The organism is Streptomyces sp. NPDC006529 (assembly GCF_040611795.1).
Lineage (GTDB): Bacteria > Actinomycetota > Actinomycetes > Streptomycetales > Streptomycetaceae > Streptomyces.
The window spans coordinates 1-25,600 of sequence record NZ_JBEXPB010000032.1 but is presented as its reverse complement, the minus strand read 5'-3'; the positions used below and the strand labels follow the sequence as shown (position 1 = coordinate 25,600).

21 protein-coding genes are annotated in these 25,600 nt (G+C 73.6%); 10 read left to right on the top strand and 11 right to left on the bottom strand.

The window, feature by feature from the left end; genetic code table 11:
• The first annotated feature begins 78 nt into the window (after positions 1 to 78).
• Both ABZY31_RS21560 and ABZY31_RS21555 read left to right on the top strand, forming a co-directional pair.
• On the top strand, positions 79 to 1,017 hold the full coding sequence (locus ABZY31_RS21560) for a M56 family metallopeptidase (RefSeq protein ID WP_356412708.1): 939 nt from the start codon (positions 79 to 81) through the stop codon (positions 1,015 to 1,017).
• Positions 1,018 to 1,166: 149 nt separating this feature from the next.
• Positions 1,167 to 1,808 (top strand): helix-turn-helix domain-containing protein, encoded by a 642-nt coding sequence (locus ABZY31_RS21555; protein WP_356412707.1) that lies wholly within the window; start codon positions 1,167 to 1,169, stop codon positions 1,806 to 1,808.
• Between the two features lie 2 nt (positions 1,809 to 1,810).
• On the opposite strand, the gene ABZY31_RS21550 is transcribed toward ABZY31_RS21555, so the two are convergent.
• Positions 1,811 to 3,226 (bottom strand): hypothetical protein, encoded by a 1,416-nt coding sequence (locus ABZY31_RS21550; protein ID WP_356412705.1) that lies wholly within the window; start codon positions 3,224 to 3,226, stop codon positions 1,811 to 1,813.
• A gap of 217 nt (positions 3,227 to 3,443) precedes the next feature.
• On the opposite strand from ABZY31_RS21550, the gene ABZY31_RS21545 reads away from it, so the two are divergent.
• Both ABZY31_RS21545 and ABZY31_RS21540 read left to right on the top strand, forming a co-directional pair.
• The gene (locus ABZY31_RS21545) at positions 3,444 to 4,193 is read left to right on the top strand and encodes a DUF305 domain-containing protein (protein WP_356412703.1); all 750 of its coding nucleotides are present in this window, start codon (positions 3,444 to 3,446) and stop codon (positions 4,191 to 4,193) included.
• A gap of 52 nt (positions 4,194 to 4,245) precedes the next feature.
• Entirely contained in the window at positions 4,246 to 5,607 is a 1,362-nt protein-coding gene (locus tag ABZY31_RS21540; protein WP_356412702.1) for an FAD-dependent oxidoreductase, read from the top strand.
• Positions 5,608 to 5,661: 54 nt separating this feature from the next.
• On the opposite strand, the gene ABZY31_RS21535 is transcribed toward ABZY31_RS21540, so the two are convergent.
• The 4 genes from ABZY31_RS21535 to ABZY31_RS21520 all read right to left on the bottom strand — a co-directional run bounded on the left by ABZY31_RS21535 (position 5,662) and on the right by ABZY31_RS21520 (position 9,780).
• A complete protein-coding gene (locus tag ABZY31_RS21535; protein ID WP_356412700.1) occupies positions 5,662 to 6,414 on the bottom strand; it encodes a class I SAM-dependent methyltransferase in 753 nt (250 codons plus the stop codon).
• Positions 6,415 to 6,767: 353 nt separating this feature from the next.
• On the bottom strand, positions 6,768 to 7,118 hold the full coding sequence (locus ABZY31_RS21530) for a helix-turn-helix domain-containing protein (RefSeq protein ID WP_356412698.1): 351 nt from the start codon (positions 7,116 to 7,118) through the stop codon (positions 6,768 to 6,770).
• Positions 7,119 to 7,224: 106 nt separating this feature from the next.
• Positions 7,225 to 8,304, bottom strand: coding sequence for an NADH:flavin oxidoreductase/NADH oxidase (locus tag ABZY31_RS21525; protein ID WP_356412696.1), 1,080 nt, complete (start codon positions 8,302 to 8,304; stop codon positions 7,225 to 7,227).
• Between the two features lie 105 nt (positions 8,305 to 8,409).
• On the bottom strand, positions 8,410 to 9,780 hold the full coding sequence (locus ABZY31_RS21520; RefSeq protein ID WP_356412694.1) for a wax ester/triacylglycerol synthase family O-acyltransferase: 1,371 nt from the start codon (positions 9,778 to 9,780) through the stop codon (positions 8,410 to 8,412).
• A 222-nt stretch (positions 9,781 to 10,002) separates the two neighbouring features.
• Here ABZY31_RS21520 and ABZY31_RS21515 point away from each other — a divergent pair, with 222 nt between their 5' ends.
• From ABZY31_RS21515 to ABZY31_RS21505, 3 genes are all read left to right on the top strand, one after another.
• The gene (locus ABZY31_RS21515) at positions 10,003 to 11,103 is read left to right on the top strand and encodes an exo-alpha-sialidase (RefSeq protein ID WP_356412692.1); all 1,101 of its coding nucleotides are present in this window, start codon (positions 10,003 to 10,005) and stop codon (positions 11,101 to 11,103) included.
• 37 nt (positions 11,104 to 11,140) lie between these two features.
• Positions 11,141 to 11,827, top strand: a complete 687-nt coding sequence (locus tag ABZY31_RS21510; RefSeq protein WP_356412690.1) for a uracil-DNA glycosylase — start codon at positions 11,141 to 11,143, stop codon at positions 11,825 to 11,827.
• A 96-nt stretch (positions 11,828 to 11,923) separates the two neighbouring features.
• A complete protein-coding gene (locus tag ABZY31_RS21505) occupies positions 11,924 to 12,847 on the top strand; it encodes a hypothetical protein (protein ID WP_356412688.1) in 924 nt (307 codons plus the stop codon).
• Between the two features lie 112 nt (positions 12,848 to 12,959).
• Here ABZY31_RS21505 and ABZY31_RS21500 read toward each other — a convergent pair whose 3' ends face one another.
• The 4 genes from ABZY31_RS21500 to ABZY31_RS21485 form a co-directional block, all read right to left on the bottom strand.
• A complete protein-coding gene (locus ABZY31_RS21500) occupies positions 12,960 to 13,982 on the bottom strand; it encodes a lactonase family protein (protein ID WP_356412772.1) in 1,023 nt (340 codons plus the stop codon).
• Positions 13,983 to 14,160: 178 nt separating this feature from the next.
• Complete coding sequence (locus ABZY31_RS21495) at positions 14,161 to 15,297, bottom strand: nitric oxide synthase oxygenase (protein ID WP_356412686.1); 1,137 nt, start codon at positions 15,295 to 15,297, stop codon at positions 14,161 to 14,163.
• A 207-nt stretch (positions 15,298 to 15,504) separates the two neighbouring features.
• A complete protein-coding gene (locus tag ABZY31_RS21490; protein ID WP_356412771.1) occupies positions 15,505 to 17,007 on the bottom strand; it encodes an FUSC family protein in 1,503 nt (500 codons plus the stop codon).
• A gap of 283 nt (positions 17,008 to 17,290) precedes the next feature.
• Positions 17,291 to 18,208, bottom strand: coding sequence for an NAD-dependent epimerase/dehydratase family protein (locus tag ABZY31_RS21485; RefSeq protein WP_356412684.1), 918 nt, complete (start codon positions 18,206 to 18,208; stop codon positions 17,291 to 17,293).
• A 71-nt stretch (positions 18,209 to 18,279) separates the two neighbouring features.
• Here ABZY31_RS21485 and ABZY31_RS21480 point away from each other — a divergent pair, with 71 nt between their 5' ends.
• Positions 18,280 to 19,251, top strand: coding sequence for a LysR family transcriptional regulator (locus ABZY31_RS21480; RefSeq protein WP_356412682.1), 972 nt, complete (start codon positions 18,280 to 18,282; stop codon positions 19,249 to 19,251).
• On the opposite strand, the gene ABZY31_RS21475 is transcribed toward ABZY31_RS21480, so the two are convergent.
• Positions 19,241 to 22,537 carry a TIM-barrel domain-containing protein gene (locus ABZY31_RS21475; protein WP_356412680.1) on the bottom strand — a complete coding sequence of 1,099 codons (3,297 nt, stop codon included), beginning with the start codon at positions 22,535 to 22,537 and terminating at the stop codon, positions 19,241 to 19,243. The two genes, ABZY31_RS21480 and ABZY31_RS21475, sit on opposite strands and share 11 nt — an antisense overlap.
• A 302-nt stretch (positions 22,538 to 22,839) precedes the next feature.
• Here ABZY31_RS21475 and ABZY31_RS21470 point away from each other — a divergent pair, with 302 nt between their 5' ends.
• Complete coding sequence (locus tag ABZY31_RS21470; protein WP_356412678.1) at positions 22,840 to 23,970, top strand: alpha/beta hydrolase-fold protein; 1,131 nt, start codon at positions 22,840 to 22,842, stop codon at positions 23,968 to 23,970.
• A 14-nt stretch (positions 23,971 to 23,984) separates the two neighbouring features.
• Here ABZY31_RS21470 and ABZY31_RS21465 read toward each other — a convergent pair whose 3' ends face one another.
• Complete coding sequence (locus tag ABZY31_RS21465; protein WP_356412676.1) at positions 23,985 to 24,800, bottom strand: glutamate ABC transporter substrate-binding protein; 816 nt, start codon at positions 24,798 to 24,800, stop codon at positions 23,985 to 23,987.
• Between the two features lie 172 nt (positions 24,801 to 24,972).
• Here ABZY31_RS21465 and ABZY31_RS21460 point away from each other — a divergent pair, with 172 nt between their 5' ends.
• Complete coding sequence (locus ABZY31_RS21460; protein WP_356412674.1) at positions 24,973 to 25,515, top strand: TerD family protein; 543 nt, start codon at positions 24,973 to 24,975, stop codon at positions 25,513 to 25,515.
• Positions 25,516 to 25,600: the final 85 nt, after the last annotated feature.

Below are 25,600 nucleotides of genomic sequence, written 5' to 3'. Positions count from 1 at the left end.
GGGGCACCCGACGTGTCGTGCGTCACCAATGAACGGCGGCCATACCGGTGGGCAGGCCCGCCCACCTAAAATGCGCCCATGATGGTCCCCGCCGTTCTCCTGTTGCTCGGCGCCCTGACCGCTCTCCTCGCGCCCCGACTGCTGGCCCGTGCCGAGTGGCCCGAGCGCGAGCCGGTGGTGGCCCTGTGGGTGTGGCAGTGCGTGGTGGCCGCGGTGCTCCTCTGCTGCGCCCTTTCGATGCTGCTCAGCGCGGGAGCCGCCTGGCTGGCGGTGCGCGGGCCGCTCTTCGCGTCCGCGCCGCGCGGGGTCGTCGACGCCTACGGGCTCGGGGCGGGCGGTGGACGCTGGGCCGCCGGGACCGCGCTGGTGCTCGCCGGCGGTGCGCTGTGGACCGGGGCGATGCTGACCGCGGAGGTGCTGCGGGCGCGCTCGCGCCGGCGCGCCGAGCGGGCCGAACTCCTGGTGCGGGCGCCCCTGCTGCCCGGCGAGGAACCGGACAGCGGGCGCCTGGTCGTCCTGGAGGGGCGGCGGCCCGACGCCTGGTGGCTGCCGGGCACCGCGCCCCGGCTGGTGGTCACCACGGGCGCGCTCGGGCGGCTCAAGGGTCAGCAGCTGGACGCCGTGCTCGCGCACGAGCAGGGTCACGCGGCCGCGCGGCACGACTGGCTGCTGCACTGCTCGCGGGCGCTGTCGGGGGCGTTTCCGCAGGTCCCCGTCTTCGCCGCCTTCGAGGCGCAGATGCACCGGCTGGTCGAGCTGGCCGCCGACGACGTGGCCTCGCGGCGGTACGGGCGGCTCACCGTGGCGCTGGCGCTGGTCGGCCTGAACGAGGACCGCGGGGTGTTCGGGCCCTGCCCGACCCCGCACGCGCACGTCCCCCAGCGGGTGCGCCGGCTGCTGGCGGCCACGCCCCGGCTCTCCGCCGTACGCCGGCTGCGGCTGACGGCACTGGCGGCGCTGGTGCCGGCGGTTCCGGTGCTGGTGGCGTTCGTACCGGGGCTCAGCGCCCTCGCGTAGAGCGGAGGGCCGGCGGGGCGGCTCTCGGCCGCCGGAGGGCGACATCCGGTCGGGAACGGCCGGTGGTGGGCGATCCCCCGCGTCGCCCACCACCGGTCGGCCCGTGCGCTGAGTATATTGGCTCGGAGCCAGTCAACGCAGGAGTAAGCATGGTCCCGCGCAGCGCATCGGTCAATGAAGAATTGCGCAGACGTTCCCGGGAGCGGCTGCTGCAGGCCACCGTCGAACTCGTCGGTGAACGGGGTTACGAGGCCACGACCCTCGGGGACATCGCGGTCCGGGCGGGGGCGGCGCGCGGCCTGGTGTCGTACTACTTCCCGGGCAAGCGCCAGTTGCTGCAGTCGGCGGTGCACCGCCTCATGTACCGGACCCTGCGCGAGGCGCTGGAGCGCGAGCCGAAGCCCGCCGGAGCGGACGCCGGGCGGGAGCTGCTGGCCCGGGCCATCGACGCGGTCCTCGGGCTGGCGCTGGAGCAGCCGCTGCTGATGCGCACGCACATGGCGGGCATCCTCTCGAACGAGGGGTTCGTCCAGTGCCCGGAGCAGCGGCAGCTGGCGGAGCTGCTGCGGGAGACCGTGGCCCGCCGCGGCGCGGGTGATCCGGACACGAATCCCGACCGCGACTATCCGCTGCTGCGGGCGCTGCTGATGGGCGCGGTGTTCGCCGTCCTGCTGCCGGGGGCGCCCATGGCCGCGGCCCGGCTGCGGGCGGAGCTGTTCCAGCGGTACGGGCTGGAGTGGGAGATGGGGGTCCCGCCGGACGGGGGCCCGCCCGACGGAACGTTCCTCTAGGTTCAGTGGTAGTCGGGCTGCGACTGGACGTTCAGCCGGTCCGTCCAGACCCACTTGGCGCTCTCGGTGCGCCAGTCGTCCAGGCGCAGCACGTCGAGGCCCTTGGTGATGTCGTTCGCGTAGATGTGGCCGTTGTAGTAGTACGCCGACCAGGCTCCGCCGAGGCTGAGTGCGTCGGTGCTGAGCGGGCCGCGCTCGAAGTAGGCGATCTCCTTCGGGCGGGTGGAGTCGGTGAAGTCCCAGACGGACACGCCGCCCTGGTACCAGGCCTGCACCATGATGTCCCGGCCGCCGCCGACCGGGACGAGCGAGCCGTTGTGGGCGACGCAGTTCTCGGTGTCGGCCTGGTGGCGCGGGATCTTGTAGTAGCCGCGGAAGACGAGCCTGCGCTGGTCGCCGCGTCCGGTGATGTCGTAGATGCCGTCGGCCCCGCGGTTCGGGCCGGTGGCCTCGTTGCAGGTGGCGGCGCCGCCACCGCCCAGTTCGTCGGTGAACACCACCTTGTCCGCGCGCTCGTTGAAGGTCGCCGAGTGCCAGAAGGCGAAGTTCACGTTGTCCTGCACGCGGTCGATCACGCGCGGCCGCTCGGGTTCGCTGATGTCGAAGAGGATGCCGTCACCCATGCAGGCGCCCGCGGCCAGGTCCTTCGAGGGCAGCACGGTGATGTCGTGGCAGCCGGTGGTCTTGGACACCCCGGGGTTGGCGGGAGCGCCCGGGTTGCCGCCGTCGGGGAAGAGCACCGGGAAGCCGACGACCGCCGACTGCCGGGGGTCCTTCTTCGGGACCTTGACGACGGAGATGCCGTCGTGCGGCGGCTGGCAGTCCGGGAAGGCCTCGCTCGGCGAGTACGAGGAAACGTAGAGGTAGATGTCCCCGCGCTTGCCCGGCACGAGCGTGTGGGTGTGGGAACCGCAGGCCGTCTCCACGGACTTGATGTACTTCGGGTTCTTCTTGTCGCGGATGTCGAAGATCTTGATGCCTTCCCACGACGACTTCTCGGTCGCGGGCTGCGAGACGCTGTTGCAGGAATCGTCGCTGCGCGAGGAGTCGGTGGAGAGGAAGAGGAGGTCGCCGGAGACGGAGATGTCGTTCTGGCCGCCGGGGCAGAGCACCGTGGTGACGGTCTTGGGGGCGTTCGGGTTGCCGATGTCGTAAATGGTGAAGCCGTCGTAGCTGCCCGCGTAGGCGTACCGGCCCTGGAAGGCGATGTCGGAGTTGATCGCGGCGGGGTTGGCGCCGGGGATGTTGGCCAGCGGCGTGATGTTGCGGCTGTGGACGATCTCGTCGCGTCCGGGGATGTCGGAGGAGACGGTTCCGGTGGCCGGGGGGCCGGCGGCGCTGCGGCCGGGCGCCGCCGGGGTCAGGTCGCCGGGATCGGGGGTGGCGGAAGCGGGGGCCGCGACGGCGAGCAGCGCCACGAGGAGTCCGGCCGCTGCGGCGGCCGCGGCGAGGGTCCGCGGGCGCGCTCTGCGGGGACGGGACGCGACGGCCAGGGCGGGTGAGGCGAGTGAGGCGAGTGAGGCGAGTGAGGCTAACGGGACTGACGAGGTCAATGTGTCCTCCCTTGGGGGTGTTCCGACCCCTCTCGGCGGGAACGGAACCGGTACCCCCGTCTCCGGCAGTATGTTCCTCTGCATGCCCATGACAACAGAGCGCATGACGGCACGCGTGCTCCACCGGTGCGCCGGGGTGGTCCTGGCCACCGTGTCCGCCTTCGGCCTGACCGCCTGCCAGGGAGGCGGAGACGACGAGTCCGCCGCCGGACCGGTGGTGATCGCCCCGGGCCGGCCGGGCGAGCAGCCCCGCACCCTCTCCCCCGGCCAGGCGGCGCGGGAACGGCCCGACGACAGTCCGAACGCCGCCGACCGGAGCTACGTGCGCCGCATGACCGAGCACCACCGGCAGGCCCTGACGATGAGCGCACTGGCGCCGCAACGGGCCTCGGCCGAGCCGGTCAAGCGGCTCGCCGAACGGATCGCCGCGGCCCAGGGGCCGGAGATCAAGGTCATGGAGAGCTGGCTGGCCAGGTACCCGGAGCGGGGCACGGCGACCGCGGGGACCGGCGTCCCGGCACCGGGCACGGCGACCGCGGGGACCGGCGTCCCGGCACCGGGCGCGGCGACCGGCGGACCGGCGCCGCACGACCACGGCGGGGCGCCGATGCCCGGCATGGCCACCGAGCAGCAGCTCCAGGAGCTGGCACGGGCCTCGGGCCCGGACTTCGACCGGCTCTTCCTGCGGCTCATGATCGCCCACCACCAGGGGGCGGTGACCATGGCCGGTGAGGCCCTCGCGGGCGGGAACAACGGGGCGGTCGAGGAGATGGCGAACGAAGTGGTGGCGCAGCAGAGCGCCGAGGTCAGCCGGATGCGCGCGATGGGCTGACGGTCCGCGGCGGCGGTGCCATGCTGGATCCCTCTGCGGAAGGAGACCCTCCGTGCTTCGTGTCGCCGTGGTCGGTTCGGGCCCGAGCGGGGTCTACGCCGCACAGGCGCTGGTCCAGCAGCGCGAGGTGCCGGGCGTGCGGGTCGACGTACTGGACCGGCTGCCGTGCCCGTACGGCCTGGTGCGCTACGGCGTGGCTCCGGACCACGAGAAGATCAAATCGCTCCAGGGGAGTCTGCGGACCGTGCTGGAGGACGAGCGGATCCGCTTCCTCGGCAACGTCGAGGTGGGCGGGGACCGGCTGACCACCCGGCGGCTGCTGGAGCTGTACCACGCGGTCGTGTACTGCGTGGGCGCCGCCCGGGACCGGACGCTCGGGATCCCGGGCGAGGAACTGGCCGGGGTGCGTTCCGCCACCGAGTTCGTCTCCTGGTACAGCGCACACCCTGACACGGCGGCGGACGACTTCGACCTGGCGGGCGTGCGGTCGGCGGTGGTGATCGGAGCGGGGAACGTCGCCGTGGACGTGACGCGGATCCTGGCCCGCGCGGTCACGGACCTACGGCCCACCGACATGCCGGAACCGGCCCTCGGAGTGCTGGCCGGCAGCGGGCTCCGCGAGGTGGCCATGGTGGCCCGGCGCGGGCCCTCGCAGGGCAGGTTCACCACGAAGGAGCTGCGCGAACTCGGCACCCTGCCCGGCGTGGACACGGTGGTGCGGGCCGGCGAACTGGCCCTGGACCCCGCCTACGCCGATCCGGCGGCCGCGGCCGCGCTGCCCGCCGTGAACCGGCGGAACGTGGAGGTACTGCGCGACTGGACGGCCCACCGGCCGCGGGAGGGGGCGCGGCGGATCACCCTGCGGTTCTTCCTGCGGCCCGTGGAGGTCCTGGGCGGGCCGGACGGCCGGGTCAGCGGGGTGCGCTTCGAGCGGACCGCCCCGGACGGGCACGGCGGGGTGTCGGGGACCGGCGCCTACGAGGACCTCGGCGCCGAGCTGGTGCTGCGGTCGGTCGGGTACCAGGGCGTGGCGCTGCCCGGACTGCCCTTCGACGTGGCGCGCGGTACGGTCCCGCACGCGGCGGGCCGGGTCCTGCGCGACGGCCGGGTCTCCCGCGGCGAGTACGTGGCCGGCTGGATCAAGCGCGGCCCGACCGGGGTGATCGGCACCAACCGGCCCTGCGCGAAGGAGACGGCGTCCTCGCTGCTCCAGGACGCGGGCACGCTGGCCGGGCGGGAGCTGCCCGGGGACCCGTTGGACGCCCTGCGCGCCGCGGGCCTGAGCCCGGTGCTGTGGCCGGGCTGGCTGGCGATCGAGACGGCGGAGTCCTCGCTCGGGCTGTCGCTGGGCCGCCGCTCGGTGAAGATCCCGGACTGGCCGGGCCTCCTCGCGGCGGCGGCCACGGCGGAGTAGCCGTCGAGCCGGTGCGCCCGCCCGGCCGGGGCCGGGGCCGGGCTTCGGCCAAGGCTACGTTTGCGGCTGGGTCCGGGGCTTCTGGAACAGGGCGCTCCAGAGGAAGGGTTCGCCGAAGCGCGGGGAGGCGGGCGGCTCGTCGTTCATCCGGCGCAGTTCGAGCTCCGTCAGGTCGGCGAAGATCGCGCGGAGCGACTCCGCCGTGTAGGCGAGGCCGCCGTGCAGCCGGGCCTGGCCGTAGAACTCGGCGTCGGAGAGCTCGGATCCCATGCCCGCCTCGCCGGCGGCGAAGCAGGTGAGCGAGAAGTGGCCACCAGGGGCCAACGCCCGGTCCAGCAGCGCGAGGTAGCTGATCCGGCGGTGCGGCGGCAGGTGGTGGAAGCAGCCCGAATCGACGATCAGGTCGTAGGTCCCGCCCCAGCCTGCCGGGTCGGGGTCGAAGATGTCGCCGTGGTGGAACCGGACGTCGAGACCCGCCTCCGCCGCCCGCTCCCCGGCCCAGGCGAGGGCCGCCGGGGACAGGTCGACCGCGTCCACCTCGAAGCCGAGCGAGGCGAGGTGAAGAGCGTTGCGGCCGGGCCCGCAGCCGAGTTCGAGCGCGCGGCCGGGCCGGATCAGGCCGCGGTCGAGCGCCTCGGCGAGGTGCTCGTCCGGTGCAGCCACGAAGAACGGCACGGACCTGCTCCGGTCCGCGTAGAACCCGTCCCACCAGTCGGCCGCGCCGGCCGTCCAGCGGTCGGACTCCGGCGCGAACAGGCCGTCCATGAGCCGCAGCACGTCGTCGATGGTGCGGATGTTCCGGTCCATCCGGTCCCCCTTTCCCCGAGAGCACGACCGTAGGCCGAACGGCGACGAAAGGCCAGGTCAGGCCCTTCGCGGGGAGGCCGGTGGGGCCGCTCTGACGGCCCGCCGCCCGCCGCGCCACGCCCCCGTCCGGGCGTCGGCCGAAAGATCACGGAAGGGGCCACGGAGGGGCCGCACGGGCCCTTCGGAGGCCCGGCCGGGGAGGGTTTCCGAACGCACGCCCCCGCCTGCCGCGCGGACAGGGAGGAGAGCACCCGGGGCGCGTGCCGGCCGGGGGGCACCCGAGCGACGTCCCGGCCGCCCGGCCGCCCCGGCGTCCCGCCGCCCCGCGCGGGGCGGCCGAGGCGCCGGACCGGTCAGCCCGCCGTGCGCTCGGCCTCGGCGGAGGCGGCCGTCAGGATGCCGTCGAGGAGGCCCGGGAAGAGGGCGTCCAGGTCGTCCCGGCGCAAGTCGTTCAGCTTGGTGGTGCCCCGGTAGGTCTGGCGCACGACGCCACTCTCGCGCAGGACCCGGAAGTGGTGCGTGGTGGTCGACTTGGTCACCGGCAACTCGAAGTACGAGCAGGACAGTTCGCCGCTGCCCCCCGCCAGTTCGCGGACGATGGACAGCCGCACCGGGTCGGACAGGGCGTGCAGCACGCTTTCCAGCCGGATCTCGGCAGGGCTCGGGTGGTCGAGGGAACGGGCGGTGGCACTGGGCTCCGTCATCTGTACTCCTCCACTCGCTGGACACCACGATGGTACGAGAACCATCGTAGTACATGGTTCGAGTGGAGAACCGGTGGACGGCGCCCCGCGCGGCCTCTCGGACGGGTCACGACCGGTGGTACTGGTTCGGGCGTCGGATCTCGGCCCCCAGCTCGCCCGCCGCCCGCCGCGCCCAGTGCGGGTCGCGCAGCAGCTCGCGGCCCAACAGCACCGCGTCCGCCTCACCGTTGGCCACGATCTTCGCGGCCTGCGCCGGCTCGGTGATCAGGCCCACGGCGGCTGTGTCCAGCCCGGCCTCCGCCTTGACCCGCGCGGCGAACGGCACCTGGTAGCCGGGGCCGACGGGTATCCGGGCGTGCGGGGCGAGGCCGCCGCTGGAGACGTCGAGGAGGTCCACCCCGTGCTCCCGGAGCACGGACGCCAGGCGGACCGTCTCGTCGGCCGTCCACCCGTCCCCCTCCAGCCAGTCGGTGGCGGATATCCGGAAGAAGAGCGGGAGTTCTTCGGGCCACTGCGCCCGCACGGCGTCCACCACCTCCAGGGCGAAGCGGATCCGGTTCTCGAAGGACCCGCCGTAGGCGTCGGTGCGGCGGTTGCTGTGCGGGGAGAGGAACTCGCCGATCAGGTAGCCGTGGGCGCCGTGGATCTCGACGACCTGGTACCCCGCCGCCAGCGCGCGCCGCGTGGCGGCCGCGAACTGCTCCACGACCTCCTGGATCTCCTCCACCGTCAGCTCGTGCGGCACGGGGTGGTCCTCCGCGAAGGGCACCGCGCTCGGGGCGCTCGCCCGCCAGCCGCCGTCCTCCGTGCCGATCGGGGCTCCGCCCTTCCACGGTGCGTCGGTGGACGCCTTCCGCCCCGCATGGGCGATCTGGACGCCGGGCACGGTGCCCTGCGCCTTCAGGAATCCGGTGATCCGGCGCAGCGCCTCGACCTGGGTGTCGTTCCAGATGCCGAGGTCATAGGGGGAGATCCGGCCCTCCGGGGAGACCGCAGTGGCCTCCTGGATGATCAGGCCGGTGCCACCGACCGCGCGGGCCGCGTAGTGCGCGAAGTGCCAGTCGCCGGCCACACCCGCCTGCGGGCCCGCGGGCTCGGCGCTGTACTGGCACATCGGAGCCATCCAGACGCGATTGGGCGCGGTCACCGAACGCAGGGTGTAGGGCTCGAACAGGCTGGCACTCATCTTGGATCTCCACGGGACGCGGCCGACGGATGCCGGGTCCGGCAGCCGGAGCGGCCGGGCACGGCACCTAAGTACGAGATACACCGTACTACGGAATCTCTCGTACTACGAGACCTCTCGTACGAGTTCTTCGAGTTCCGTCCGCAGCGCCTCCGCCAGCGCCTGGAGATCCGGCACGGCGGCGGCGTCGGCCACCAGCCCGAAGTGGACGGTGCCCCGGTAGCTGGAGACCGCGACGGCCAGCGCGTGTCCCTGGGCCAGCGGGGCCAGGGGGTAGATCCGGCGGACCGGACTGCCGCCGAGCGAGAAGCTCAGCCCCGGCAGCGGCACGCTCGTGACGAGGATGTCGAACAGCAGCCGCGCCGCCTGGGCCAGCAGCGGCCCGCCGAGCCGGTGGCCGAGCGGGTGCACGTGGTCGGCGAGCAGGGCGACGGCCCCCGCGCCCCGGGCCGGCCCCGCCTCCTTGTTCCGGTCCATGTCGGCCCGTACCGCGTCCAGGCGGCGCAGGGGCTCGCTCTCGGCCACCGGCAGCCGCAGCAGGTAACCGGAGAGCCGGTTGCCCGCGCCGGACCCGTCCCGGGAGCGGCGCCGGGAGACGGGGATCAGGGCGCGCGGCCCGGACGCCCCGCCCACCGGTTCCCCGCGCCCGGCCAGCCAGCGCCGCAGGGCCCCCGCGACGAGGGCGATCAGCACGTCGTTGACCGTGCCCCCGGCGGCCTTGCGGATCCGGTTCACGTCGTCGAGGTCGAGCGCGACCCCGGCCAGCGCCCTGCTCCCCGCCGCGCCGCCGCTCTCGGCGCTCAACCCGTCGGGAACGCCCAGGGGCAGCCCCGACCGGGCCACGGCGGCGCCGATCTCCAGGGCCTGGCCGACGTCCTGGGCGCGCGCCGCCAGGGTGCCGGGCAGCCGCCGCAGGGCCGAGCGGGGCTCCGCCGCGGGGCGGCCGGGGCGCGGCCCGGCCGCCCGGGCCGCGGGGCGCGCGGAGCCCCGTACCGGCAGCCCCTCGTCGAAGAGACCGGCGGCGAGCGCGAGCACGCCGAGTCCGTCGGACAGCGCGTGGTGGAACTTGAACAGTACGGCGAAGGTCTCCGGGTCCGGCCCGGCCAGCACGTGGGCCTCCCACGGCGGCAGCCCCCGCTCCAGCGGCCGAGCCATCAGCGGTCCGGCGGCGGCGTGCGGATCGGCGTCGCCGTGGAGGTCGGTGTGCGCGTGCCGGACGAGGAAGACGTGCCGGGCCGGGTCGAAGTCGCGGGCGGGTGACCAGGCGGCCGCGCCCACCGGCAGCAGGACGTCGTGGATCCGGCGGCGCAGCCGGGGCACGTCGGCGCAGCGCTCGGCGATCAGCTCCGCGGCGCGGGCGGCCGCGTCCGGACCGGCGGCCTCGAACACGCCGAGCGCGCCGAGGTGCATGGGATGGGAGGCGGATTCGATCCGCCAGAAGGCGAGGTCGAGCGGAGGGAGGTGCTCGATGGCCACGGATCGCCTCTCACAGGGCAGCAGAAGCCAGAAGTGAACCCTTTACGCCTCCGTACGATCAAGTAACCAGCAGACACGATCGCATTCCCGGCCACTATCGATCAGCAGGTCAGATGCCCCGCCACGCCCCGCAGCGCCTGCCGGGCCGCTGTCAGTGGTCGGGTGCAGACTGGCCGGAAAGGCAATGTCCCCGAGGACAACGACGTCCGGGAGGTGTCGGCCATGGCCGACGTACTACTGCTCGCAGGAACCCGCAAAGGACTCTTCATCGGCCGCCGGGGGTCCGACGGTCACTGGCGGTTCGAGGATCCGCACTTCAACGCGCAGGCCGTCTACGCCGTGGCCATCGACCGGCGCGGGCCCGCGCCCCGGCTGCTGGTCGGCGCGGACAGCCTGCACTGGGGGCCCTCCGTCTTCCGCTCCGACGACCTCGGGGCGACCTGGCACGAACCTGCCGCGCCCGCGGTCAAGTTCCCCCAGGACACGGGCGCCTCCCTGGAGCGGGTCTGGCAGCTGCATCCGGCCGGGCCCGAGGCCCCCGGCGTCGTGTACGCGGGGACCGAACCGGCGGCGCTGTTCCGCTCCGCCGACCGGGGCGAGACCTTCGAGCTGGTGCGCCCGCTGTGGGAGCATCCGACCCGTTCGGCCTGGGTGCCCGGGGGCGGCGGAGAGGCCGTGCACACCGTGATCACCGACCCGGCCCGCCCCGAGGCGGTCACCGTCGCGGTCTCCACGGCCGGAGTCTTCCGCACCGAGGACGGCGGGGAGAGCTGGACGCCGTCCAACCACGGCGTCTCGGCCGTCTTCCTGCCCGACCCGCAGCCCGAGTTCGGCCAGTGCGTCCACAAGATCGCCCAGGACGCGGGCGACCGGAAGCGCCTCTACCTGCAGAACCACTGGGGCGTCTACCGCAGCGACGACGCGGGCGCGCTGTGGACGGACATCGGCGGCGGCCTGCCCTCCGACTTCGGGTTCGCGGTGGCCGCCCACCCCCACCGGCCGGACACCGCCTACGTCTTCCCGCTCAACGCCGACTCCGACCGGGTCCCGGCCGGACACCGCTGCCGGGTCTTCCGCACCCGGGACGCGGGCGCCACCTGGGAGCCGCTGAGCGCGGGCCTGCCCTCCGGCGACCACTACGGGACGGTGCTGCGCGACGCACTCTGCACGGACGACGCCGACCCGGCGGGCATCTACTTCGGCAACCGCAACGGCGAGTTGTACGCCAGCGCCGACGACGGCGACAGCTGGGAGCTGCTGGCCGGACACCTGCCCGACGTGCTGTGCGTCCGGGCCGCCGTGATGGAGCGGCCGTTGGCGTGAACGGACGCCGCGTGCGGATCAACTAGAGTGACGCGGCGTGGCAGCACGACCTTTGAACGAGATCGTCGAGCCGGGCTGGGCCCGTGCTCTGGAACCGGTGGCGGAGCAGATCGCCGCGATGGGCGAGTTCCTGCGCGCCGAGATAGCGGCGGGCCGGACGTACCTGCCGAGCGGCGCGAACGTCCTGCGCGCCTTTCAGCAGCCCTTCGACGAGGTGAAGGTCCTCATCGTCGGGCAGGACCCCTACCCCACGCCGGGGCATGCGGTCGGGCTGTCGTTCTCGGTGGCCCCCGACGTGCGCCCGGTTCCCGGGAGCCTGGACAACATCTTCCGGGAGCTGCACAGCGACCTCGGCGTGCCCCGGCCCGTGAACGGCGACCTGACCCCGTGGACCCGCCAGGGCGTCCTGCTGCTCAACCGGGCCCTGACCACGGCTCCGCGCAAACCGGCCGCCCACCGCGGCAAGGGCTGGGAGGCGGTGACGGAGCAGGCGATCCGCGCCCTGGTGGCACGGGGCAAGCCGCTGGTGTCGGTGCTCTGGGGCCGGGACGCCCGCAATCTGCGGCCCCTGCTGGGGGAGCTTCCCGCCTTGGAGGCGGCGCACCCGTCCCCGATGTCGGCCGACCGCGGGTTCTTCGGGTCCAGGCCGTTCAGCAGGGCGAACGACCTGCTGGTCCGCCAGGGATCACAGCCTGTGGACTGGCGCTTGCCGTCCGTCAGTTGATCGTATCTGACCTTCACCGGATAAATGCGGACAGATGCCGCCCGAGTGGGCCCTGCCCGAACAGCCGGTACGGGAAAGCCAGTAGCATGCGGCGCCATGAGCTCCCCCACTGGGCCCGCGAATGGCCTGCCCGTACGAATGCCGCGACCCCGCCAGACCGGACGGCACCGCCGGCCCGAGCCCGCGGTGGCGCCCGAGGGCGCGCCCGCGCTGGTACTCGCCGTGCCCGGTGCCCCTTCGGCCGCCTCGCGGGGGTACGCGGAGGAGATCCTGAGCATCGGGCGCTCCGAGCTGCCCGGCCTGGACGCGCACGTCGGTTTCCTGGACGGCGATGACACCGAGGGCGCCGAGTTCCCCGCCCTGTCGGCCGTCCTGACCGCGATCGGGCACCAGCGCGCGGCGCGCGCCGAGTTCGCCCGCGCGACCGGCCAGGACGTGCCCCCGCCGAGCGGCCCCGACGCCGTGGTGGTTCCGCTGCTGGTGGGCCCGGACGGCGATCTGCTGCGCCGGATCCGCCAGGCCATGATGGACTGCGCCGCCGCCGTGGAGCTTGCCGACGTCCTCGGCCCGCACCCGCTGCTGGCGGAGGCCGTGCACGTGCGCCTCTCCGAGGCGGGCCTGGCCCGGGCCGACCGGGCCCGGCTGTTCACGGTGACCACGGCCGCCGACGGGATCATCCTGGCCACCACCGGTGGGCCGGAGGCCGTCCAGGCCGCCGGGATCACCGGGATGCTGCTGGCCGCGCGCCTCGCGGTGCCCGTCATGGCCGCCGCCCTGGACCAGGAGGGCTCCGTGGCCGCCGTCGCCGACGAGCTGCGCCAGTCTTCCGGCGCCGTCCAGCTGGCGCTGGCCCCGTACCTGATCGGCCCGGAGGCCGCCGACGGTCTCATCGACACCGCGTGCAAGGAGGCGGGCTGCGCCACGGCCGACGCGCTCGGTGCCTACCCGGCGCTCGGCAAGCTCGCCGTGGCGCAGTACAGCCGCGCCGCGGGGATCTCCCTGGAGACCCCGGTGCACTGATCCGTGCCCGCACGCGACGAGGGCCCGCCCCCGGATCATCGGATCCGCGGGCGGGCCCTCGCGCTGCCGGAGCGGGATGGGCCGGGCCGTCGGCCGGGACCCGGCGTGACCGTCAGCCGAAGACCACGCAGGTGGCCGCCGGCACCGGGACGGACCCGGCGCGCCGCGGCAGGCCGGTCAGCGGGTCCACGTCGAACCAGGTGACGTCCCCGGAGTGCTCGTTGGCCGCGTACAGCCGCTGCCCGGCCGGATCGAGCACCAGGTCGCGGGGCCAGCGGCCGCCGCACGGGACAGTGCCCGTGAGCCGCGGCTCGGCGCCCTCCCCGGGGAGGGCGAAGGCGGCGATGAAGTCGAGGCCGCGGACGGCCGCCCAGAGGAACCGGCCGTCGGGCGAGACCCTGACGGCCGAGGGTGAGGGCCGTACGGCCCCTGAGCCGCCCTCTGGGGCGACCGGAACCTCGCCGACCGGTTCCACTGCCCTGGTGGCCGCGTCCCACCGGCAGACGGTCAGCAGCGGCCGCAGTTCGTTCAGTACGTAGAGCAGCGCGCCGCCGGGGTGGAAGGCGAGGTGGCGGGGACCGTTGCCCGCGGGCAGGACGGCTTCGGAGTGCACCCGCAGTGCTCCGGTGACCGGGTCGAGCGCGCACACCCGTAGCGAGTCGGTGCCGAGGTCCACGCTGAGCACCCAGCGCCCGCCGGGGTCGGGCAGCACCTGGTGGGCGTGCGGCTCCGCCTGGCGGTCGGCGTCGGGGCCCGAACCGTGGTGGCGCAGCACCGAAGCCGGTCCGGTGGGGCGCCCGTCGGCGGCGAGGGCGAGCGTACTGACGCTGCCCGAGGTGTAGTTGGCGGTGACCAGGTGGCTCCCGGTGACGCTGAGGTGCGTGGGGCCGGAGGCGTCCACGGCGACCGGGGAGCCGATCGGTACGAGCCCTTCCGTGTCGGAGGGCCGGAAGGCGCCGACGGCGCCGTGGTTGGTCTCGCTGACCGCGTAGAGCATCCCGCCGTCCGCGCCGAGCGCCAGGTAGGAGGGGTCGGCGAGGGCGCCGGTGGTGGCGATCGGGGTCAGGGCGCCGGTCGCCGGGTCGACGGCGGCGGTGGTGACGCCGCCCCCGCCGGTCGAGGTGAACGAGCCGATGTACGCACGCCGCCCCCGCGTCCCGCCGGGATCTCCGGCCGGGGCGCCGGGACCGCCCGCGCCGCCGTGGCCGTCCGCCGTACCCGCACCCGCACCCGCATGTCCGTTGCCCCGGTCCGTACTTGCCACGGTGTTCTCCCTCTCCGCCGGTTCGTCGGGCCGACGGTAACAGAGGGGTCTAGACCAGATCCCGCCCCATCGCCCGTTCCCGCGCCCCGGTGTGCTGGACGTACGCCGGGCTCTGGCGCCGGTCCTCGTAGGTGCGGTGGAAGACCGGTGTCGCGGAACCCGACATGGGGGGCACGATCCAGGACCAGTCCGCCCCCACCTCGCGCCCCTTGCGCTCCTCCCGGTCGATGTGGGACAGGAAGCGCCGGGACTCGGTGTGGTGGTCGGCGATGGTGACCCCGGCGCGGTCGAAGGAGTCGAGCACCGCCCGGTTCAGCTCCACCATCGCCCGGTCCTTCCACAGCGAACGGTCGCTGGAGGTGTCAAGCCGCAGTCGACGGGCAACCTCGGGCAGCAGGTTGTAGCGGTCCTCGTCGCCGAGGTTGCGGGAGCCGATCTCGGTCCCCATGTACCAGCCGTTGAAGGGCGCGGCCGGGTAGTGGATGCCGCCGATCTCAAGGCACATGTTGGAGATGGCCGGGACGGCGTGCCAGCGCAGCCCCCAGTCCGCCCAGCCGTCGCCCTCGGGGTGGCGGATGGGGACTTCCAGCACGGCGTCCTCGGGGAGGTCGAACCACCGCGGCTTGTCGTCGCAGCCCTGCACCACCAGGGGCAGCAGGTCGAAGGCGCCGCCGCGGCCCCCCGTCCAGCCGAGCCGGCACAGGGCGCGGGTCAGGGACGCGTTGCGCGGGTCGCCGACGGGGATCGAGTCCTCGTCGCCGTACCCGGCGTAGCGGATGAGCTGCTCGCTCCAGATGAGCGGGCCGGGGCGCCGGGGGGTGTCGGGGGCGAAGACGGTGATCGTGGGCCGCACCCGGCCGCCGTTGGTCGCGTCCCGCAGGTGCTCGAAGCACTCGGCGGCGATCTCGTCGGCGCCGGTGAGGCCCCTGCGGTCGCGCACCCGCAGGGAGTTCCAGTACAGCCTGCCTATGCACCGGTTGCTGTTGCGCCACGCGACGCGGGCACCGTGGACGACCTCGTCGTGGGTGTGCCGGTAGGTTCCGGTCTCCGCCAGCTGGGTCCGTACGGCGTCGAGGCGGCGGGCCGGATCGCCGGCTTCCGGATTCTCCCGGTGGAACAGCTGAATGAATTCTCGTGCCTCTTCCCACACCTGGCGGGCCGTCGACGGCTGATGCAGAATTTCCATTTCGCCTGGTTACCCCCTGTACCCGCAGATCCACCCTGTACATGTCAGATGCATGTGCGATGGCCCACCACCCTTTCTACGGGTCGCAGGTCAGCGGCGTCCGGCAGGTCACCCGGGAACCTTCGTTCGAGTGAACCGCCCTCATCCGCCTGCGGAATCAGGGGTTGTGCCATAGGGTCCGCGACGATGCCGCGGCGCTCACCAGCCTCAGCCGGCGCCGATCAGCGGCGAGGGGCGTTCCGAACGCAGCGGGTGGGCGAGTTCGGCGAGCGCCCGTTCCAGCCCGTGCAGATGGGCGAGCGCGGGCTCGGTCAGAGCCGGCGCGGTCGCGGCGGCCACGGGCTCCCGGTCGTGGCGGAGCTCGGTCATGGGCGCGGTGAGGGCCTCGACGGCGGCCTCCACCCGCCAGCACGCGGCGGCCAGACGCGCGTCGTGGGAGGCCGCGGGGTCGGCCGCGACGGCGGCGAGGCCGCGCACCTCGCGGGCGCAGTCGTCCAGCAGCGCGATGACCCGGCGGGCGCGGGCCCGGCGGTCCCGGAAGGGGCTGAGCGGGTGCACCAGGGGGGCGAGCGCCATCCGGACGCGCGCCAGCAGCAGCTCCAGCTCGGCGGCGTGCGGAGCGGGGTCCGCGGTGGGCGAGCCCGCGAGGCGGGCGGCGGCGGCCGCGGTGGCGGCGTGCACGCAGCGCAGGGCGCGCTGGATCCAGGCGTCGTTGGTGGCGTGGGTGGTGACGGGCAGGACGAGGACCACGGCGAGCGCGGCGCACACCGCCCCGACCCCGGTCTCCACCAGGCGCAGGACCAGCAGGGCCGGGTTCAGGACGCCGAGGAGGCCGTAGAGCAGCCCGGCCATGACGGTGACGGCGAGCATCATCCAGCTGTACGACACGGCGGCGGTGTAGAAGATGCCGAAGACACAGAGCGCGACCAGCGCGGCCGTGGGCGCGGGGGCGCCGTGCAGCGGGATCGCGATCAGCAGCCCGACGACGATGCCGATCACCGTGCCGAGGACCCGGCGGAAACCGCGGACCAGGGTCTCGCCCCGCGAGGTGGTGTTGACGAAGATCCACCAGGTGGTGCCGACGGCCCAGTACCAGCGGTCCTCGGAGAAGGACTGGCCCAGCGACAGGGCGACCGCGCAGGCGGCCGTGGCCTGGAGGGCCTGGCGGGTGGTGGGCCGGGCGAGGCCGCGCCCGGGCAGCCCCGGCGGGACGGCGGGGGGCGGATCGCGCCGCTCGATGGGCCACAGCAGGAACCGCACGGCGCCGGCGGCCGTGAGCGCCAGCGCGACGGCGGCGTACAGCTCGGGCAGCTGGGCGGGGACGGCGTGCAGGAACTGGGTGATGAAGAAGCTCATGAAGGCGAAGATGCCGAGCGCGTGGCCGCGCGGACCCCAGCGGCGGGCGTAGACCCCGCCGAGGACGACGGCGAGGAAGGCCCCGTCGCGGGCTAGGGGGACGCCGTGCAGGGAGGTGGCCAGGGCGAACACCGGGAAACCGGCCACCGGCAGCAGGGCCGTCGTCACGCGCTGGGCGCGCACGCCGGGGTCGGTGACCGTGAACAGGGCGAGCAGTGCCGCCAGGCCCGCCGTGATGGAGGCGGGGAGTGACAGGCCGCAGCCTTCGGCGGCGGCGACGGCGAGGCCGACCCCGGTCACCGCGCGCAGTGAGGTGCGCAGTCTCAGGCGCCCCGGATCCGGAGCCACGAACATCCTCTTCACGGCGGTGTGCCGCCCCCCTTGCGATCGTGCGCTCGCCGGTCCCGCGGCGGCCCGGGGGTGGTGGGCGTGGGCGGACACGGCGAAGGCACCGTGCTCCGGAGCGGCCTCGTCGCCGTCCGGCGCCGCACGGCGCCGTAAGTACATGGATACGGCACAGATAACCATCCGGAGGCCCGTCGGCTCAACTCGATGCTGCTCGGGTGGGCCATTGGCCCAGCCGGATGCCCGCACGAGCGGCCACTGGCGGACCGGCGGCCCAGCGGGGGGCGGTCTCTCACACGGCGGAAGCGCGGACCTCGGCCACGGCCCCCGGGAGCCAGTCCGCGACCCGGGTGAAGCCGAAACCGAGGCGGGCGGCGCGGCCGTTGTCCATCGCGTAGCCGCGGTCGAAGGAGAACGGGGAGGCGGCGGCGCCCGCCACCGTGCGGTAGCGGGGGCGCGTACCGGTCGCGGCCGCGATCAGTTCGCACAGACTGGTGACGTCGAGCGCTCCGTGGGAGGCGGCGTTGACGGGCCCGGTGAAGGTGCCCGCCGCCGACCAGCGCAGGAACGCGGCGATCTCCTCGTGGTGGACGAAGGAGGTCGGGAAGGGGTCGGGGTGGACGTCGACGGGCCGGCCGGCCGCGATCCGCTCGACGTAGTGCGCGAGGCGCCCGGTGAAGTCCGCGCCTCCCCCGCCGAGCACGTGGGCGGTCCGGACGGACACCGTGTCGAACTCCGGCTCGCTCAGCAGGACCGCTTCGGCCCGGCGCTTGCCCTCGGCGTAGGCGGTCGCGGGATCCGGCGCGGCCGCATCCCGTGCCGGGGGCAGCGCGGTGAGGTCGAGGCGGTCCTCGGTGACCGGGACGCCCGCGGGGCCGGGCGGGGGGACGGCGAAGGTCGCGGGGTCGTACACCTCCATCGTGGAGGTCATCACGTACCGGCCGGTGCGTCCGGCGAAGACGCGGCGGGCGAGCGCGGCCTGGCGCGGGGTGTAGCAGACCTGGTCGACGACCACGTCGAAGGTGCGCGCGCCGAGGGCCTCGCGCAGCTGCCGTTCGTCGTCGCGGTCGGCCACGAGGCGGGTGGTGCCGGGCAGCGGTCCGGTGGAGCCGCGGTTGATGACGGTGACCTGGTTCCCGGCGTCCCGCTCCAGCTTGACCAGGTGCTTTCCGAAGTACCGGCTTCCGCCGATGACGCATATGTTTCGCATGCCGCCGACTCTGCCGCCGTCCCGTCCCCAGCGGAACCGCTTGCTCGCTGAACCCGTCGCAAGGAGAACTGATGATCGATGTGCAGCGGCTGCGCGTGCTGCGGGCCGTCGCCGAGCACGGCAGCTTCAACCGGGCGGCCGGAGCACTGCTGCTGACCCCGTCGGCGGTCTCGCAGCACATCGCGGCGCTGGAGCGGGCGCTCGGTCACGCGGTGGCGGTGCGCACCACCCGGGGCGCCACCCTCACCGAGGCCGGCCGGCTGCTGGTCGAGGCGGCGGAGGCGATCTCCGACGAACTCGATCAGGTCCGGCGGCGGATCGCCCGGCTCGGCGAGGCCCCTCCCCGGCTGACGCTCGCCACCTTCACGAGCGGCGGCCGTCACCTGCTGCCCGCGGCGCTGGCGCGGTTCGTGGCGGCGCGGCCGGACATCGAGCTGACCGTGCTGGAGGCGGAGCCGCAGGAGGCGGCGGCGATGGTGCGCCGGGGCGCCGCCGATCTGGCGCTGGCCTACCGCTTCGACGGGCCGACACCGGCGGGGCCGGGCGGGCCGGGGGCGCGGCCGGTGCTCGACTGGACGCCGTTGATGGACGATCCGCTGTCGGTGGTGCTGCCGCGCGGCCACCGTTTCGCGGGCCGCGCCTCGCTGGAACTCGGCGAGCTGGCGGGCGAGCGGTGGGTGCTGGGCTGTCTGAAGACGGAGGCGTACCTGCGCCGGTATGCGGCGCAGGCCGGTTTCGAACTGCGGGTCGCCGCCTCCACGACCGACTACTTCTTCGCGCAGTCGCTGGTCACGGCCGGCGTGGGCGTCTCGCTCGTGCCGTCGGTCTCGTCGGCGCCGGGGCCGGGCGCGGTGGCCGTGGAGATCGACCCGCCGCGCCCCGCCCGGCACATCGGGGTGCTCACGCCGCGTCGGCGCGCGCCGCAGCCCTACGCCGGTGACCTCGTCCGGGAACTGGCCGTCGAGGCGGGGGCGGCGGACGGGGCGGGAGCGGCGGACGGGGCGCTTTCGGCCGCCCCGTCCGCCGCCTCCGTCAGGGAGTGAACGTCCACCGCTGCGCGGCGGTGCCCGTGCAGGGCGCACGGCCCAGCGTGGTGCCGTTGGCCGTGGCGGAGCCGGTCGGAACCAGGCACTGGCCGGCGTTGCGCAGGCTGCCGTCGGGCCCCTGCTGCCAGTTCTGGGCGGCGGGTACCGGAGCGGGGGCGCAGGCCCGTACCGTCACGGCGCCGGTGGCCCCGGCGGTGGTGTCGAGGCAGACCCCGCCCAGACCGGTGATCCGGCCGTCGCCCTGGAGGGTCCAGCGCTGGTTGGGCCCGCCGTGGCAGGTGTACAGGGAGGGTTCGGTGCCGGGCGCCGTGGCGCTGTGGGGAAGGTCCGCGCAGGTTGCCGAGGCCCCGTTGACGAGGGTGGCGTCGGTGGGCAGTGCGGCGGGCCGCCCGGTCAGGGTGATCTCGGCCGCGCTGGTCCAGGGCCCCCGGCCGCCCGCTTCGGTGAGCGCCCTCAGCCGCAGGTAGCGCCCGGTCTTCGCGGCGAGCGGTACGGTCTTGGCCGCCGCCGTGTCGGGAAGGGTCCCGGTGGCCACCGGGGCGCCCCAGTCCGTGGCGCTGTCGGAGACGTACACCTCGTAGCCGCCGATCCGGCCGTTGTTCCCGCCGTCCTGCCGGGGCAGGTAGCCGAGGCCGTCCACCGCGTAGCGGGCGCCGAGGTCGATCCGGATCTCGTGCGGCAGGGCCGCCGGGGTGCCGGAGGACCAGGCGGTGTGCCAGAGGGTGGCCGGGTCACCGTCGAAGGCGTTGACGGCGGCGCCGCTCTCGGAGCCCGTCTCCTGGCTGTCGGCGGAGATCAGGGACCAGCCGGCCTGCGGGACGGGGGTGGTGGAGGTGGGGACGGGTTCGGCCTTGGGGATCGTCGTACCGGTGGCGGAGACGGTGAAGGCGCCCGCCTTGGAACCGGTCTTGACCCACACCACGCCCGCGCGGTCGGCCGGGTCGTGGAACCAGCCGGTCGCGGCCGCGTCGTAGGCGCTCTTGGAGGCGAGGCGGGTGAGGGCGGCGCCGTCCGCGGTGACGGTGGCGGGGGCGGAAGCCACGTGGAGGGTGAACTCGTACCCGCGCGCAGCGGGTTTGCCCGCGTAGCTGCCGGTGGAGGCGCCGACGGAGACGGTGACCGTGCCCGGTCCCGCCGTGGGGGCGCTGACCTTGACCTGCTGGCGGGCCGAGGCGCCGTTCTGGTGGGCGCGGGTGATCCCGTCGTCCTCGTAGAGCGAGAAGGCGGAGTCGCCGCGCGGGGTGATGTCGTAGGTGAGGGTGGAGACCGGCTTCTCGCCCGTGTGGTTCATCCGGGGCCACATCGGCACGATGGCGCCGCCCTTGACGAACAGGGGGAGGGTGTCGAGGGGGGCCGCGTAATTGTTCAGCCAGCCCGGGCCGGCGTACGTCTTGCCGCTCCAGTAGTCGGTCCAGGTGCCCGCGGGGAGGTAGATCCCGTCGCGGACGGCGGTGTCGGAGACGACCGGCGCGACGAGGAAGGAGTCCCCGGCCATGAACTGGCCGCTGGTGAGGTTGCCGCGGGCCACCGGGTCGTCCGGGTAGTCCAGCACCATCGCACGGGTGCTGGGCACGCCGGTGTCGTGGGCGGCCGCGCTCATCGTGTAGAGGTAGGGCATCAGCCGCATCTTGAGCTGGAGGTACTTGCGGTTGATGGAGAGGTAGGGCTCGGCGAAGCGCCAGGGCTGCTTGTCCTGGTAGCCCGCGGAGGGGCCGGTGGCGCCCCAGCCGGACATGGTCATGAAGGCCGGCGTGAAGGCCTTCCACTGGAGGTCGCGGACGTAGGTCTTGGGGCTGCCGCCGAAGATGCCGTCGATGTCGCCCGAGGCGTAGTTCAGACCGGACAGGCCCGCGCCCGCGATGGCGGGGACGTGCCAGCGCATGTCGTCCCAGGTGCCGTTGGTGTCGCCGGTCCAGACGACGGCGTTGCGCTGGGTGCCCGCCCAGCCGTCGACGGTCCACACGTACCGGCGGGCGTCGGAGTTCTTCTCGATGCCGTCCACCGCTTGCTGGACGCCGGAGAACGCCGTCTTGTAGCCGCCGCCGATCCAGGCGACGTCCGTCTTGACGCCCCGCGTGCCGGCCACGGACACCTCGTCGGCGATGGAGCCGAGCCCGGTGGAGGTCCACAGTCCGGTCTGGAAGCCCTTGGCCTTCAGGGCGTCGACGGTGGACTTCAGGGGCGCGGTGTACCCGCAGCCGTAGCCGTCGTTCGGCAGGAACCAGCCGGAGGGCATGTCGGCGGCGCGGGCGTCGGTCGCGTACCCGACGACGTCCGGGGTGGTCTGGTGACGCAGCCGGTCGTGGTCGCCCTGATAGGCCGGGTTGGAGGCGTTGAAGCAGTCGGCGTTGCCCAGTTCGAAGCCCCACATCGGCGCGAGGAAGGGTTTGCCGCTGACGTCGGTGTAGGCGTCGAGCACCGACTTGAGGGAGTCGCCGGTGAAGTACCAGGCGTCGAAACGGTTCTCGTTGTGGGTCAGGGTGCTGGGGGCGTTGAAGGCGTAGGAGCCCGGCGCCCAGGTGTTGCGCATGACGCCGTAGTTGTTGGTCGACATGTAGAAGGGCGCGGGGCTGGCGTTGTTGTTCTCGCGCCACTTGTTGTCGACGGCCACCGGCACGGTCTTGCCGCGCAGCGCCCACTCCCCCAGTCGCAGACCGGTTCCGTAGAACTGCTCGTCCGCGCCGCGGGCGAGGTACTGGGTGGTCTGGCCGCCGCCCCAGCTGGTCGGCCGGGTCTCCTGCCAGACGAGGGTGGAGTCGTCGGCCCGGTAGACGGAGAACTGCAACGGCGCCTTGTTGACCCGGATCGAGACGGACCCGGTGGTGATCTTGTAGTAGCCGCCCGCGTCGGTGAACCCGGCGCTCACCGGGCCGAAGTCGGTGGTCCGGGCGAGGTCGGAGCCCGCCGGGTCGTTGGTGAAGGCGCCGTCCGGGGAGAGCCAGAGCCGGAAGACATCGGCCCGCGCGACCACCACCCGCACCTTGGCGCCGCTGGTCGAGGTCACGGTGAAGGTGTTCCCGGACCGGGTCAGCCCGGTGGCGTCGCCCGCCGTGGACGCGGGGGCGGCGCTCACGACGCTCGCGGCGGGCGCGGCTTCGGCCAGGGAGGCCGCCGGCCCGGCGGCGGCCAGGCCCGCCACGGCAAGGGCGCCGGCGAGCAGGGCGGCGAGGGGGGTACGGCGCCGGGCGCTGGTCGGGCGGGCGGTCCGGCGGGGGCCACGGACGGGCCGGGGACGCCGCAACAGGGGTGGGAGCGGTGGCAGGAGGTGGGGGGTGAGTCTCATGGGGCAGCTCCTCGTGCGGTCCGGGACACGGACACAGCTCTTTGGCATGCACCCGGCAACATAGCGCGCCCACCGGGCTCAGGTGAAGGAAGATGCTCGAAGTGACGCATTATCGCGCAACTTCGAGCACACCTTCCCTGCTCGGAGCACACCTCCGGACCGGAGCGCGCCGTGCGGGGCCGACCTCACCAAGCGCCCTTTTCAGACCGGTTGGTGGCGATCCGCGGCTTTGTGCCCGCCCTCTCCTAACGTGACGACCGGAGCGGTTCGCACGCAGCGGTCGGCGTCGGGAGTGGTACACGATGAATCACGGCACAGAGCCATGGCCGGAGCCCCCGCAGGCCCCGCAGGCGCCGCGGACGACGGGGCGGCCCGGGCCGCGGCGCCGCTGGGCGGCAGCCGTGGCGGCGCTCGTGGCGGCCGTCGTCGCCACCGGGTGCGCGCTCTCGTACGACGACCTGTTCTCGGACACGGGGGACGTCGTCCGCTTCGACGACGACCCGCCGCAGCCCCCGGCCCGCGCCGCCCGTCCGGCCCGCGCCCCGGCCGATCCGCTGACCCTGATGCCGACCGGGCCCCGGCCGGAACTGCGCATCGCCGCCACCGTCCCGGAGGACGGCACGAAGGTCATGGTCACGACGCTGGCCGGGCGGAAGTCCGGGTTCACGGGCCGGGTCTGGCTGTGGGTGCCGCCGCTCTACAAGGATCCGGCGTACGCGCGCAGCGGCTTCCCCGTGCTGATCGCCCTGCCCGGCGGCCCCGGCTACCCCACCAACTACTGGATGGACCCGGGCCTCAAGCTGGAGTCCAGCATCTCCGCGTGGTCCCGGGAGGGCAGCAGCCTGCCGTTCATCCTCGCCATGCCCGTCCTGAACCCGGCCACCGACAAGGGGGGCCTGTACTGGGACGGGAGCGACATCCCCGGTCAGCCCAAGATGGGGACCTGGCTCACCGAGGACGTCCCCGACCTGGTCCGCGCCACCTTCCGGACCATCGCCTCACGCGACGGGTGGGCCTTCATGGGCAGTTCCTCGGGCGGTTTCGCGGGGCTGAAGGCGGTGCTGCAGAAACCGGACAAGTTCAAGGCCGTGATCGCCGGAGGGCCCGACATCGTTCCCGACTCCCCCCTGTGGCACGGGCACCCGAAGGAGAAGGCGGAGAACAGCCCGCCGGAACTCGCGCGGCGCCTGGCGGAGCGCGAAGGCCCCGAGGTCTACCTGGCCTTCCAGGTCGGCACCAAGGGCAGCGACATCCGCAACCGGCCGCTCATCGAAGACTTCATCAGGGACTACGGGAAGGGGCCTGTCAAGACGAGGTTCCAGGTCGACCAGGGCGGCGGCCACGACGCCCGCAGCTACGTCCCCGGCATGCACGACGGCGGCCTGATCCAGTGGATCAGCGCGCACATGCGGGGACCGGTTCCCACCGGGTAGCGACGGCCGGCCCGCTACTTGCCCTCGGTGATCGCCGGGGCGGGCTCGTTCTTGTAGTTGACGGCGCCGAAGTTGTTCTTGACGAACTTCGCCCAGGAGCCGTCCTGCACCATTTTGCGCAGCGCGCCGTTGATCTTCGTCTGGAGCTCGGTGTCGCCCTTCTTGATGCCGATGCCGTAGTTCTCCTTGCTCAGGCTGAGACCGGCCAGCTTGAACTTGCCCTGGTTGCCCTCCTGCGCGGCGTACCCGGCGAGGATGGTGTTGTCCGTGGTCAGCGCGTCGAGCTGGCTGTCCTGAAGGGCGATGAGGCACTCGGAGTAGCCCGGGAGCTCCAGCAGGTCCGCCTTGGGCGCGAGGCTGTTCTTGATGTTCTCGGCCGACGTGGAGCCGGTCACCGAGCACAGCTTCTTGTGGTTGAGGTCCTCGGGCTTGGTGATGTCGGTCTGGGAGGCGCGGACCAGCAGGTCCTGGTGGGCCAGGAAGTACGGCCCGGCGAAGTCGACCTTGGTCTTGCGCTTGTCGTTGATCGAATAGCTCGCCGCGACGAACTTGACCTCGTTGAACTGGATCAGCAGTTCCCGGTCGGCGCTGTAGACCTGCTTGAACTCGATCTGACTGGGCTTGTAGCCCAGCTCCTTGGCGACATAACGGGCGACATCCACGTCGAAGCCCGAGAACGTGCCGTCCGCCGCCCGGTATCCCAGGCCGGGCTGGTCGAACTTGATCCCGATCGGGATCGTGTGCGGGGCGTCATCATGCCCGCCGCATCCGGAGGCGGTCAGGGCTAGAGCGATCGTTGCGGCGACCGCACCGGCCTGGGAAACCTTCATGCTGGACTCTCTCCGAAGGGAACGGCTTGCTTGGAGAAGCTAGAAAGCCCATGTGCACAGCGTCACTACATCTGAGGAAGAATTGAGGATAACGATCCGGGCGGGCCCGAAGATCCCCGTGACAGCATGACGGGGTACGGGGGCAACGCACGTGACCTGGAGGGGGAGTTCGATGAGCGGAGTACGCAAGAGTCTGGCCCGGGTGGAGGTGGCGCTGAAATGGGATCCCAGCGCGCCCGGTTCGCCCGCGAACGATCTCGACATCGTCGCGGCGGCGTACGCGGAGGGTGATCTGCACGGAACGCCCGAGTACGCCGTTTATTTCGACCACCGCGCCCCGGACGGCACCGTCACCTTGAACCGGGACAGCCGCACCGGCCAGGGGTTCGGTTTCGACGAGGTGATGACCCTCGAACTCGACCGGATGTCGGAGCGGCTGCGGCGCGTGGTCGTGGGCGTGGTCATCCAGAGCGAGGACGGCAACAAGACCTTCGGTGACATCGGAGGCATGGCCCTGCGGATCCGCGAGGGGTACGTCGACCTCGTCCCCGAGGGCCCGCTCGCGGGGGTGGCGGGCGCCACCGCGGCCACGGTCGCCGTGTTCTCCCGGGATGCCGCGGGCGCATGGTCCCTCGACCCGGCGGTGCACGGCCTGGCCGTCGGACCGGAGGAGTACCTCCGCATCATGGGCGGGGCCCCCGGCACCTCGGCTTGAACTGACGCGGACCGGGTGGCGGCCGCTCCTGCTGGGGGGGGCCCCCCCCCCGCCCGGGGGGGGGGGGGGCCCCCGGCCCCCCCGG